The sequence below is a fragment of the Shivajiella indica genome, from assembly GCF_042683085.1.
Lineage (GTDB): Bacteria > Bacteroidota > Bacteroidia > Cytophagales > Cyclobacteriaceae > Shivajiella > Shivajiella indica.
On record NZ_JBHUIV010000010.1, the window covers coordinates 22,313 to 34,578 of the forward strand.

Sequence of the window (12,266 nt, forward strand, 5' to 3'; positions counted from 1 at the left end):
ATCTGAGTGATGAACAATGCCTTCTGTTGACGGACATTGTCCTATCGCCATTTTTAAGGCTTCCACAGCACATTTTGACTCAAGTGTATTCCCCAAATACCAGCCTACTATCTTCCTGCTGTATGCATCGGTAATAAGATACAGGTACCTGAAGGAATCACCGACACGGATATAGGTTATGTCCGAAACCCAGGCCTGATGGGCAGAGGTCCAGACCTTACCGTTGAACAGATCCTTATATTTACTGTAGCGCATAAATGACTGTGTTGTAACAACATACTTCTTCTTGCGCTTGACCAGCAGGCCTTCCGAACGTAACAAGCCAAAGAGCCTGTCCCTTCCTATGCTGATCCCTAAACCCAACGTATCTTCTTTGATCAGCTCCTGAAGCTTTCTTGTACCAATCATCGGATGGGTCCTCCGGTGATCCCGGACAAGCTCCAATACCAGGTCGTATTGCGCTTCCTCCTTCAGCTTGGAGTCCATCCAACCATAATATGCTGACCTACTGTAGCCAAAGTAAGTACAACCGGACTTAACGCTCACTTCTTCAGGCCTTTTGGAAACAGCCCGTTGCCAAAGTTTTTTTTTAAATCCGTCTTGTATTCATCATTGGCAACATCTATCAGCGTCTCAAGCATCTTGTTGGCAACTATCGAATCGGCCAGGACCAGTTTTAACCTCTTGTTCTCCTCTTCCAGTTCCTTAAGTCTTCTCTTCTCGTCCATAGTCTCTATTCTAACACTTTTGTTTAACAAATGATCCCTGCCAAAGGACCTGACCCACCTCTGGATCGTCTCCGCTCCTCTAATATCATACTTCTTTTGAAGATAAGAATAGGAACTTCCTTTTTCAAGCTCCTCCACTACTTGCTTCTTAAAGCTAATACTGTACCTGTTGATTTCTCGAACCGTTTTTGTCATCTTTTTCCTGTTTTTAGTTTGACTTAATCTGTCAAGCTATTTCAGGACGTGACACCCACATCCTACATCCGACATCCCCCTTCCGCCTTCAGACATCCCCCTTAAGAAAGGGATTGGTTTTCTTTGGAGGCCAATTCCAGTATTTTGTCATATTCTTCCGGTGTGAGGTCTTTGAAGAAATAGTTGACAGGATTGACATGTTTTCCGTCTTTCAAAACCTCATAATGGATGTGTGGGGCGGTAGAGGAACCGGTATTACCCACCGAACCGATTAAGTCTCCTCTTTTTACTTTTTGACCTTGTCTGACTTTAAAATCATTCATATGGGCATATCTGGTAACGAATCCAAAGCCATGATCGATTTCCACATACTTTCCGTACCCACCAAAAACTGTTTTTACTGTAATTACCACACCATCCCCGGTAGCATAGATTGGAGTTCCTTTAGGTGCTGTAAAATCCACTCCGGTATGCATCTTTTTAACTTTCAGGATAGGATGTAGCCTGATACCGTATCCAGATGCCAGAAGATTCAAATTTTCATTTAATACAGGCTGGATAGCCGGAATAGATGCCCAGTATTCTTCTTTCATCAGTGCCATTTCAGTAACCTCATCATAGCTAACGGACTGCACATACAATTGACGCTTCAGGGCATCTATTTTGCTGTGTAGGGAAATGATCATTTTTTCCTGATTCAGGCCTTTTTCCCTGATTTCGCGGTATCTATCAGAACCTCCTATGCCAGCCTGTCTGATTTCAGGAGCGATTGGTTCTGTTTCAAAAATGATTCGGTAAAGGTTATCATCCCTTTGCTGAAGGTCAGCAAGCATTTGGTTCATCTTTCCTACTTCTTCCTCAAGGAATCCATAGTAAAGTTTGAGCTCTTTATTTTCTTTTTTGAGCATTAGTTCTTTTGGGCTATCAAAATACATATTGAATACAATAATGAAGATGATGGCCAAAATGGATGATAAAGAAAGGAAGCCTAAAGAATTAAGTACGATATCCCATTTACTTCTGGTATATCTTTCATACTTACAGGTTTTCGGGTCGTAGTAATATTTTATTCTACTCATTACAATTTTGAAGGGTAAAACTTCTAATTTTGTAGCCCTAATGGACTTGGGGTGATTGATTCCAGGTCTGCAAAGATATAAAATTAAATAATACAATCCGAACATATTCAAAAGCTTACATGGAAGCAAGAAAGATCAGAAGTACTTTTATTGATTTTTTTAAGTCAAAACAACATCATTATGTGCCTTCATCACCAATTGTAGTCAAAAATGACCCTACTTTGATGTTTACAAATGCCGGCATGAACCAGTTTAAAGATTTTTTTCTGGGAAATGAAACCCCAAAATTTACCAGGGTAGCCAATAGCCAAAAATGTCTGAGGGTGTCGGGAAAGCACAATGACCTGGAGGAGGTTGGCGTAGATACCTATCACCATACCATGTTTGAAATGTTGGGAAACTGGTCTTTTGGGGATTATTTCAAAAAGGAGGCCATTGAATGGGCTTGGGAATTATTGACTGAGGTCTATGGGCTTCCAAAAGAAAGATTGTATGTTTCTGTATTTGGAGGGGATACAGGAGATAAGTTGGAAAAGGATACAGAGGCTTTCCAAATTTGGAGCACTATTGTACCCGAAAGCAGGATTCTTTTTGGTAGTAAGAAGGATAATTTTTGGGAAATGGGAGATACAGGACCTTGCGGACCCTGTTCAGAAATCCATATTGACCTTAGGCCTGAAAATGAAAGAAAAGAGGTAGATGGCTATTCTTTGGTCAATAATGACCATCCTCAGGTGATTGAAATCTGGAATCTGGTTTTTATGCAATTTAACAGGCTCTCAGACGGTAGCCTGAAGGAACTGCCGGCCAAACATGTGGATACAGGAATGGGTTTTGAAAGACTTGTCAGGGCGATTCAGAATAAATCTTCCAATTATGATACGGATGTATTTACTCCTTTTATTAAAGCCATTGAAGTAAAATCCGGTAAAAAATATGGGGTGGATGAAAAAACTGACATTGCCATGCGGGTAATTGTGGACCATATCCGTGCCATTTCATTCACCATTGCTGATGGACAGTTACCTTCCAATAATAAGGCAGGTTATGTAATCAGGAGAATTTTAAGGAGAGCAGTGCGATATGGTTATACCTTTCTTGGATTTCAAAAACCTTTTCTCTTTGAACTTTTGCCATTGTTGGCTGAGAATTTTGGAGATGTTTTTCCGGAATTGGCCGCCCAGCAGGATTTTGTTGCCAAAGTTATCATGGAAGAGGAAGCTTCATTTTTACGTACTTTGGACAATGGTCTGAAAAAGCTGGATCAGATCAAAGGTGAAATGGCAGAATCCAATCGACATGTGATTGAAGGAAAAGTTGCTTTTGAGCTGTATGATACCTATGGATTCCCATTGGACCTAACCTCTCTCATAGCAAGAGAAAGTGGTTTTTCTGTAGATGAAAAAGGATTTGCGGAAGAGATGGAGATACAGAAAAACAGGTCAAGAGCTGCCGCAGAACAGGAAACCGGGGATTGGGTGATGGTTCATGAAGAGGAAGGGGTTGAATTTATCGGTTATGATTATCTGCAAAGCCAAAGCAAAATCGTGAAATACAGGCAGATAAAGGATAAAAAAGGAGACAGGTTTCAGCTAGTTTTGGACAGGACGCCTTTTTATGCCGAAAGTGGAGGTCAGGTAGGAGATCAAGGTTGGTTGTCTACTCCTTCCGAGCGGATCAAGGTATTGGATACCAAAAAGGAAAATGATCTGATTGTCCATTTTGTGGATAGGCTTCCTTCTGATCCGACATCCAATTTTAATGCCCAAGTGGATGAAGAGAAGAGAAAAATGACCATGAACAACCATTCTGCCACACATCTCTTGCATGCTGCACTTAAGGAGGTTTTGGGGAACCATGTGCAGCAAAAAGGATCATTGGTAAATGAGGAAATCCTAAGATTTGACTTTTCCCATTTTGCGAAAATGACTGAGGAAGAAATTGCCAGAGTTGAACATATTGTCAATACAAGGATTCGCGAAAATATAGCTTTGGGAGAAAGTAGAAATGTGCCGATAGAGGAGGCAAAAAAGCAGGGTGCGACAGCTTTGTTCGGTGAGAAATATGGGGATTTTGTACGTGTGATCACTTTTGATAAAAACTTCTCTGTAGAACTTTGTGGCGGGACACACGTTTCAGCTACAGGAGTGATCGGTTTATTTAAAATTGTTTCCGAAGGATCAATTTCTGCAGGAGTAAGAAGGATTGAGGCAATTACTGCAAATGCTGCGGAAGAATTTGTCAACGGACAGATAGCCTTGGTTAAGGAAATTCAGGATTTATTGAAAAATCCAAAGGATCTGAAAAAATCCATAGAGAATCTGCTTCTGGAAAGAAATGACCTTAAAAAGGAAATAGAAACCTTGCATCTTCAAAAAGCAGGGGAACTCAAAAATGAACTGATCAGAAGTAGTGAAGCAAGGGATGGGTACCACTTGATTATCTCCCAGATCGAACTGCCCAGTGCGGAGGCTTTGAAAAAACTGGCCTTTGAATTGAGAAATGAGGTGGATAATTTGGTGGCTGTTCTGGCAGCCCTCATAGATGGGAAGCCTCAGATTGCGGTAATTATTAATGAAGAACTGGTGAGTTTAAAAGGTTTCAATGCCGGTAATATAGTCAGGGAATTGGCCAAAGAAATTCAGGGAGGGGGAGGAGGTCAGCCTTTCTTTGCCACTGCCGGTGGTAAAAACCCGGAGGGCTTAACCAAAGTTATTGAGAAGGCGAAACTTCTTTTTTGAGACCATTGAGAGAATAATGTACTTCAAATTTGGTTTTGCTTGATTTGTAATCCATTTTTGAAGCAATTGTCAGAAACAATAGTTTAATTTCACATGCTTTCAGCTGAAATAAAAGATAAATATGAATTGGTAGTGGGTCTGGAGGTCCATGCGCAGTTGTTGACCCAGAGTAAAATGTATACTGCTGATTCTACGGAATACGGAAATCTCCCCAATACCCAGATATCTGTGATTACTTTAGGTCATCCGGGTACTTTGCCGAAAGTCAACCGCAAAGCAGTTGAGTTTGCCATGAAAATGGGTTTGGCCTGTAATTCCCAAATTACGAGGAGAAATATTTTTGCGAGGAAAAATTATTTCTATCCGGATCTTCCCAAAGGGTATCAGCTAACGCAGGATAAAGGGCCCATATGTGTTGGTGGTGAAGTGCCTATTACATTAAGCGATGGGACAAAAAAATCCATTGCACTTACCAGAATCCACATGGAGGAGGATGCAGGCAAATCCATGCACCTTGCCGGGGAAGTAGATACCTTGGTAGATTTCAATAGGGCCGGGGTTCCCTTGATTGAAATTGTTTCAGAACCTGATATCCGTGCTTCTGAGGAGGCTTATGCTTACTTGGTTGAGATCAAGAAACTCGTCAGGTATCTTGATATTTGTGATGGGAACATGGAAGAAGGATCACTCCGCTGTGATGCCAATATTTCTGTGCGGCTCAAGGGAGCTACGAACTATGGCAAAAAGGTGGAAGTGAAAAATATGAACTCTTTCCGAAATGTGGCCAGGGCGATCGAGCATGAATTTGAAAGACAGATTGAAATGATTGAAAAGGGAGAGGAAATCATATCGGAGACGAGAACCTTTGATGCCACTACGGGCCTTACTTCCAGCATGAGGACCAAGGAGGATCTGAATGATTACCGATATTTTCCAGAGCCGGACCTCAGTCCTGTCATCATTTCCGAAGAGTGGCTGGAAAGTGTAAAAGCATCCATGCCGTCTTTGCCGAGAGAATTGTTCCATAAATTTGTGCATGAATTCGGATTACCTGAATATGATGCCGGGGTTCTGACAGATGCCAAGGAAATAGCCCTTTATTTCGATGAGCTTTGTAGTCTGACCAGTAATTATAAGGCCGCCTCAAACTGGATGATGGGGCCTGTGAAATCTTATTTGAATGAATTGACTTTACATATTTCCGATTTTCCGATCAGTCCTAAAAGGTTGGCCGAACTTATCGCATTAGTTGATGAGGGCAAAGTCAGTTTTTCAGTGGCCTCCCAAAAGGTATATCCTATCATGTTGGAAAATAAGGAAAGGACTCCTTTGGAAATTGCCCAATCATTGAATCTTATACAGGAGAGTGATGAGGGAAGTATTCTTCCTTTGGTAGAGAGTGTTTTAGCTGAAAATCCGGCAAAAGTAGCGGAATACCGATCCGGTAAAAAAGGCCTGATGGGAATGTTTATGGGTCAGGTGATGAAAAAATCCCATGGAAAAGCTGATCCTAAAGTGGCAACAAAACTATTGACAGATTTATTGGAAAACTGATATGATGAAGATTGCAAAAAACATCCTTGTACTGATACTTTTATTTTCACTTTATTCCTGTGGAGATGGCGGAAAAAGGGAATTTAATGGAAAAGTGGAAATTTCAGGAAAATTGGCAAATGCTCCCGAGGGTAAAATAACTTTATCTTCCATAGAGGATGAACAGTCCAAGATGATCGCTGAATTGAATGTAGGGAGTGGTGGCAAATTTGACTATTCTCTGACATTGGAAGGGCCTGGTTTTTATTTGATCAACCTGATGGATAAAAAAGAAGTCAGGTTAGCCTTGTATGACCAAGATGTAGAAGTGAATTATGATTTTTCAAATGAGGAGAGCCTGGAAGTAAAAGGGTCCACCGATTCGGAATATTTGCAGCAGATTGAAAGATTGATGGGCCAGTATCAGGAAGAGATCAATGCCCTGAACACTTCCTATTTTGAGGCTATGAGTTCCAGAAACCAGGAGCAGATAAAGAACATCCAAATGCAGGCCTTGAATTTGGAATCAGAAAATGCTGAAAAGTTAAAAGCATTATTGGGTACAATGAATGGGAGTTTTGCAGCTTTGGCTGGCCTTCCTATGATCAATTCAAAGAAAGATTTTCAGTTCTTGGATGAATTGGTGATCAAAATGAATGAAAAGTATCCCGGTTTCAAAACCGTTCAAAATTTGATGGCCCAGTTGGACGATATGCGGGCATTATCTGTGGGCCAGGTTGCTCCGGAGATTACCCTCCCGAATCCAGATGGGGAATTGGTAAGTCTTTCAGGACTTAGGGGCAAGTATGTATTGATTGATTTTTGGGCTGCCTGGTGCAGGCCCTGTAGAGAGGAGAATCCCAATGTGGTAAGGTTATACAATCAATATAAAGATCAGGGTTTTGAGGTATTTGGTGTTTCATTGGATAGGACAAAAGATGCTTGGGTGAAAGCGATTGCCGATGATAACCTGACATGGACCCATGTATCAGATTTGCAGTATTTCAATTCAGCTGCTGCCGCACTTTATCAGATCAATGCCATTCCAGCAACTTATATGATTGATCCTGAGGGTAAAATAATTGCAAAAGACCTCAGAGGGCCTTCTTTGGAAAACAAATTGAAAGAAATTTTCAATTAATTTATACCGTTTGGATAGAAAGGTCATAATCATATACATTATGGCCTTTTATATTCCAGAAATAAATTTTATTTTCCTTCAATTTCTTGTGTACAAAGTAATGTTATTTTCATATACATTTGCGCAATTGAAATTGAGGTGTGCGGGAATCAAAATCATTTTGATTTAAAAAAAGTCCAAAAAGGTCAAGCAAAATGATCCAATGGAATGCTTTTTGTTGATCCCGAGCAAGGAAAGAGAAAGAAACAACAATTTATTAAACCAATCATGAAAAAAAGAACCATCCAATCACCTGTAAGCAGACTGCTTACTCTCGCTCTTTTTGGCTTGTTAGCCTTAGGAGCCTGTAAAAGTAAAAAGAAAGTTGTAGCGGCACCTGAACCTGCACCAGTTGCCCAACCAGCTCCAACACCTCCTCCAGCAGCACCTCAACCCTCTGCAGAAGAAGTAGCGGTAGGTAAATTGGAAAATTATTTTAACAGTATTTCTCAATCCTCCAATGTAGACGCAGCCAACAGAACAATCAATGAAGCCTTGGCGATGTTCTCCAATCAGGAAACTCCTATATTGATTGTAATTCACGAAGAAAATGGAATTAAAGATTATGATGAGCCGACAACCATCAGTAAATATCTTAATTACCTAAAAGACACTAAGAAAAACCTGAATTTCATCAGTGATATCAGACTAGATGGAAGTGGAAGGGTATCAGAATTGGAACTTCGTCGTAAAAAATAATCTTAAGAAATCAGTTTAACCATGAAAAAATATATTCCATTATTCCTGTTGTTGTTTTTGGCTACAGCAGCAGTATCAGTAGCACAGTCTGACAATATCAGCCCGGCCAGAAAGCAGGCAATTGACTCTCTTGCTTTAGAAAAAGTGAAGGATTTGAGTAAATACATCAGCATCATAGGAAGCAAAGAGACCCAGTTTTCTGAAGCTAACCGTGTAATGGACCGCGCGGAAGAATTATTTGCTCCGGGTGCTGAGATGGGTGTTTCCTCATTGAGCAGAAAAGAAATTGCTTATTACAAAGTAAGAAGGTATTTCGAAAGATTGATGGCATTAAATTATGACAGGGTAAATATCACCTGGTATGATATTCACTACATTTCTGACCTTGAAAGACAGCCTGACGGAAGATATGTTGGTGTAGTGACTGTATATCAGAGATTTGAAGGAACTTCTTTGGAAACAGGCCTGAATTACAGAGACACCACTAAAAAAGACATCACGATCTACGTTGAGAAAAAACAAACCCAAATTGCTGGTAGAACGATTGAGTTCTGGGACGTGATGCTGGGAGATATCCGTGTGACTGAAACCTCCGCATGAGAAAAGTAATATTATCTTTATTATTGTTGATTATATCCTTAGAGTTGGTACCGGGGCAAGGCTTATATAGCCCCGGCCAGCCAAAGGATGATGGAAGATTCGCCGCTTCCACCAAACAAGTAAATCAATTTTTTAGAAGGTTTAACGCAGAAGAAAGTGCAGATGGTACCAAGCGTTATTATGAAGGCGATCCTATGTACCGGGACAGGGAGTTGAGGGGGAATTTTATCAGCATTCTTTTTGATAATGAAACTTCGGGAATCTCTAATGAAACGAAGAGGGAATTTATGTCAGAAGTTCTTTCTGAGGTAATGCCACAATACATTAATTTTCATAGGGAAGGATGGTTTGCTGAAGTTAGTGCAGTATTTACATACCGCGGAAAAAGAGAAGATGTAACTCTTTTTCTAAAGATCCAGCCAGAAGGGCTGGGATATGAATGGGTTATAGACAAAGTGGTTTTTCAACCCTTTAAAGACATTTTCTTAAAGCCAGAGGGAGAGGCGAAAAGTTTTTTGCATCCCCTTAGCCATGAACTTGGTTTTATGAATCTTAGGAGAGCATTTCAGGATTCTGATACCCCAGAGGCCTTTACTCCAAAAGAATACCAGCCAGATTACCTGACTTTATTTCTGTATGAAATGAAGAGGGGCAATATCAAGTTTGAGACAGTTATGGATGTGAAGTTTCACTTTTTTCAGATCAACAATTGGTATTTCGAACTTAATCAATACAATAGACCGGGTTTTAATACAGGTTGGCTTATGAGTAACCTGGTGAAGCTAAAGCCAGGTGATAAAGAAACCTTATTAAGATATATCTATGATCAGAAATAGTATATTTCTTTCATTATTTTTGTTTTTTCTTGGCTTGAATAGGATCTCCTATGGCCAGGATATGGCAGGATATTCCAAACAGGAAATCAAGGATCTCAGCACTAAAGTTGAGGATCAGATCCAATTTTTGGAGTATTTTCTGAATACATTGGGTAGTCATGAAACGCCCAATCGTGATAAGGATGTCATCATCCGGGAGAGCTATCAAAAAATTTTTAGGGATGGAAAAGTTCAGGTTGAAGATGACCTTTTGTTGGATAGAAAGGTGATCACCAATAAGGATATTACTGCCTATTTAAAGGATGTGGATTTCTTTTTTAATGATGCGGCTTTTAAATTCAAAATCAGGGAAATAAAACCTTTTGTGAGGGATAATGGGGAATTGTCTTTTTTGGTTTCCATGGATAGGACCCTTACCGCTATAGGGCTAAACCATGAGGGCATTACAAATACCAAGCCTCGCTTCGTAGAAGTTAATGTGGACAAAAGATCCAATGAACTCAAAATAGCAAGTATTTATACCACCAAATTAAGCAGGGATCAGGAACTTGAAGAGTGGTGGGGCAGCCTTTCCTATACTTGGGAAAGTTATTTCCGTTCAAAAATCGGACTTTCAGAAGAAGATTCAATCACACTGGATCACCTTTATAAGATCAGTTCCATAGACAGCATTAATTTATCAGGAAATGAGTTTGTGCTTGATTTGGCACCTATCGAAGCTTTGAGAGATCTGAAATACATCGATATCAGCAATACTAAAATTGAAGAACTCAACCCAATCAGCAATGTCACTTTTTTGAGCTATTTGAATATTTCAAACACCCCAACTAAAGATATTCAGTTTATTAAATATGCTGATAGATTAGAACACTTGGTGATTTCGGAAACTCCAATATATGATATCAGTGAATTGGGCAACCTTAAACAGCTTCATACCTTGGAAGCTTCCAATACTCCGATCATGGGGTTTGATGTGCTCAATTCGTTTGAAGCACTTCGTTCGTTAAATTTACATCACAGTGGATTTAATAATATTGAGAATATTAACCAATTGGATAAACTCAGCCATTTGGATATCAGTAATAATTTTCTGATCAATTTTGAAATGTTGGCAGATCTTAAAAATCTGGAATCTATCAATTTGGAAGAGACCAATATTGTGGATTTGAGCTCACTTTCTGCACTTGAAAACCTTAAAATGGTTAATATCAATGTTACTGAAGTTTCTGATCTTTCTCCACTGAACGATAAATTAGCCCTTCAAAGAGTTTATGCGGACAGGACCAGGATTTCTGAGACAGATGCAGATGAATTTTCAAGAAGAAACCGCAGGGTGCTCTTGATCCATCATGCTGAAAACCTTCAGACTTGGTGGGATGCGTTGCCTGAGTCCTGGAAAGAAATCCTTGTGAAGCAAAATCCGGCACTTTCTAGGAGTATACCATTGGTGGAAGATCTTTCCTATACAGTTGGATTGGATTCATTGGACCTTTCAGGAAGTAGTATCAATAGTTTGGGACCGGTTTTGAAATTCAGGAAAATCAGTAAATTGAATTTTGACGACACGCAGGTTCAGGACCTTATTCCACTTTCGGAAATCAAAACCCTTACCTCAATTTCAGGTAAAAATACACAAGTAAAAACCCTACAGCCATTAGCGAATCTCATGGGTCTAACTTATTTAAATTTTGCCAATACCCCTGTAGATGGAATCAGTTATTTAAAAGGTTTGCCTGAATTGACTTACCTGAACGTGGATAAAGCTTTTATCAATATTCAGGAAATACCTGAATTTTTGGAGGCCAATCCCCAAGTCAATATCATTTACAGGTCAGATTCCCTTAAATTGTGGTGGGATATGCTGACAGACACCTGGAGAAGGACAATTGCAGGTAATTTTATCCAGAATTATGATCCTGAACAAGATGCAGAAACCTTACACCGCTGGACTGCGAATTCTAGCTTGAAAATTGAAAAAGCATCAATTTCGAATCTGGAACCCATTATAATATTCAATAATCTGCGAAAACTGGAAGTAGTGGATGTTCCTTTAACCGATATAACTGCCCTGGCGGGAATGGATTTACTTGAAGAATTAAAGCTGTCACAAGCGCCGGTTTCAGATATTTCTCCTTTGGCAGGATTGGTAAATCTAAAGGTATTGGATCTTTCTAATACAGGAGTCGAGGATTTAAGGCCTCTTTCCAATTTGGTCAATGTGACCCATTTGAACCTTTCCGGTACCAATATCAAGTTGTTGAGAGGATTGGAAGGTTTAAGAGAAATTAAGGAATTGGACATTGCAAATACCAATGTAAAATCCTTGAAGCCCATCATGAACATGGTTTATATTCAGCGTTTGATCTGTTTTAATACCCGGTTGAACAAAAAGGCTGTGGATTCATTCAGAGGAGTTTATCCAAACTGTGAGGTGAGGTTTTATTGAGGTAGGATGTGGGATGTCGGAAGTGGGATGTCGGATGTCGGAAGTGAGATGTAGGAAGTGGGATGTTGGAAGTCGGATGTTTAGTCTACGTCATGTTGAGCACAGCGAAACATCTCTTGGTAAAGTGGAAGAAAACCCCATTAAAAATTTAAGGAATTAAGGTTTTCATTAAGGGCATTAGACCTGAGTCCGAAGTTGGAAGTTGGATGTCGGATGTCGGAAGGGGGAT

At 39.9% G+C, this 12,266-nt stretch carries 10 protein-coding genes; 7 read left to right on the forward strand and 3 right to left on the reverse strand.

The genetic code is table 11. The annotated features are described in order from the left end of the window. The 3 genes from ACFSKV_RS03490 to ACFSKV_RS03500 form a co-directional block, all read right to left on the reverse strand. Positions 1–546, reverse strand: a 546-nt coding sequence (locus ACFSKV_RS03490) for a DDE-type integrase/transposase/recombinase (RefSeq protein ID WP_380800413.1), incomplete at its 3' end; no start/stop codon positions are given. Further along, a complete protein-coding gene (locus ACFSKV_RS03495; protein WP_380800414.1) occupies positions 543–923 on the reverse strand; it encodes a transposase in 381 nt (126 codons plus the stop codon). The genes ACFSKV_RS03495 and ACFSKV_RS03490, both read right to left, overlap by 4 nt. Before the next feature lie 101 nt (positions 924–1,024). Continuing rightward, entirely contained in the window at positions 1,025–2,002 is a 978-nt protein-coding gene (locus ACFSKV_RS03500; protein ID WP_380800416.1) for a M23 family metallopeptidase, read from the reverse strand. A gap of 119 nt (positions 2,003–2,121) precedes the next feature. Here ACFSKV_RS03500 and alaS point away from each other — a divergent pair, with 119 nt between their 5' ends. From alaS to ACFSKV_RS03535, 7 genes are all read left to right on the forward strand, one after another. After that, on the forward strand, positions 2,122–4,743 hold the full coding sequence (gene alaS / locus ACFSKV_RS03505) for an alanine--tRNA ligase (protein ID WP_380800417.1): 2,622 nt from the start codon (positions 2,122–2,124) through the stop codon (positions 4,741–4,743). Positions 4,744–4,836: 93 nt separating this feature from the next. Next, positions 4,837–6,297, forward strand: coding sequence for an Asp-tRNA(Asn)/Glu-tRNA(Gln) amidotransferase subunit GatB (gene gatB, locus ACFSKV_RS03510; RefSeq protein WP_380800418.1), 1,461 nt, complete (start codon positions 4,837–4,839; stop codon positions 6,295–6,297). Between the two features lies 1 nt (position 6,298). Next, positions 6,299–7,417, forward strand: coding sequence for a redoxin domain-containing protein (locus tag ACFSKV_RS03515; protein WP_380800420.1), 1,119 nt, complete (start codon positions 6,299–6,301; stop codon positions 7,415–7,417). Between the two features lie 267 nt (positions 7,418–7,684). Further along, positions 7,685–8,155 (forward strand): nucleoid-structuring protein H-NS, encoded by a 471-nt coding sequence (locus ACFSKV_RS03520; RefSeq protein ID WP_380800421.1) that lies wholly within the window; start codon positions 7,685–7,687, stop codon positions 8,153–8,155. 21 nt (positions 8,156–8,176) lie between these two features. Further along, entirely contained in the window at positions 8,177–8,755 is a 579-nt protein-coding gene (locus ACFSKV_RS03525) for a hypothetical protein (RefSeq protein WP_380800423.1), read from the forward strand. Then, positions 8,752–9,591, forward strand: a complete 840-nt coding sequence (locus tag ACFSKV_RS03530) for a hypothetical protein (protein WP_380800425.1) — start codon at positions 8,752–8,754, stop codon at positions 9,589–9,591. Before ACFSKV_RS03525 ends, ACFSKV_RS03530 begins: the two co-directional genes overlap by 4 nt. Further along, a complete protein-coding gene (locus tag ACFSKV_RS03535) occupies positions 9,578–12,037 on the forward strand; it encodes a leucine-rich repeat domain-containing protein (protein ID WP_380800426.1) in 2,460 nt (819 codons plus the stop codon). The genes ACFSKV_RS03530 and ACFSKV_RS03535 overlap by 14 nt, the downstream gene beginning before the upstream one ends. Positions 12,038–12,266: the final 229 nt, after the last annotated feature.

Coding starts and splice junctions, on each gene's coding strand:
- ACFSKV_RS03495 (WP_380800414.1), bottom strand. CDS start 923: ATGACAAAAACGGTTCGAGAAATCAACAGGTACAGTATTAGCTTTAAG.
- ACFSKV_RS03500 (WP_380800416.1), bottom strand. CDS start 2,002: ATGAGTAGAATAAAATATTACTACGACCCGAAAACCTGTAAGTATGAA.
- gatB (WP_380800418.1), top strand. CDS start 4,837: ATGCTTTCAGCTGAAATAAAAGATAAATATGAATTGGTAGTGGGTCTG.
- alaS (WP_380800417.1), top strand. CDS start 2,122: ATGGAAGCAAGAAAGATCAGAAGTACTTTTATTGATTTTTTTAAGTCA.
- ACFSKV_RS03520 (WP_380800421.1), top strand. CDS start 7,685: ATGAAAAAAAGAACCATCCAATCACCTGTAAGCAGACTGCTTACTCTC.
- ACFSKV_RS03515 (WP_380800420.1), top strand. CDS start 6,299: ATGATGAAGATTGCAAAAAACATCCTTGTACTGATACTTTTATTTTCA.
- ACFSKV_RS03530 (WP_380800425.1), top strand. CDS start 8,752: ATGAGAAAAGTAATATTATCTTTATTATTGTTGATTATATCCTTAGAG.
- ACFSKV_RS03525 (WP_380800423.1), top strand. CDS start 8,177: ATGAAAAAATATATTCCATTATTCCTGTTGTTGTTTTTGGCTACAGCA.
- ACFSKV_RS03535 (WP_380800426.1), top strand. CDS start 9,578: ATGATCAGAAATAGTATATTTCTTTCATTATTTTTGTTTTTTCTTGGC.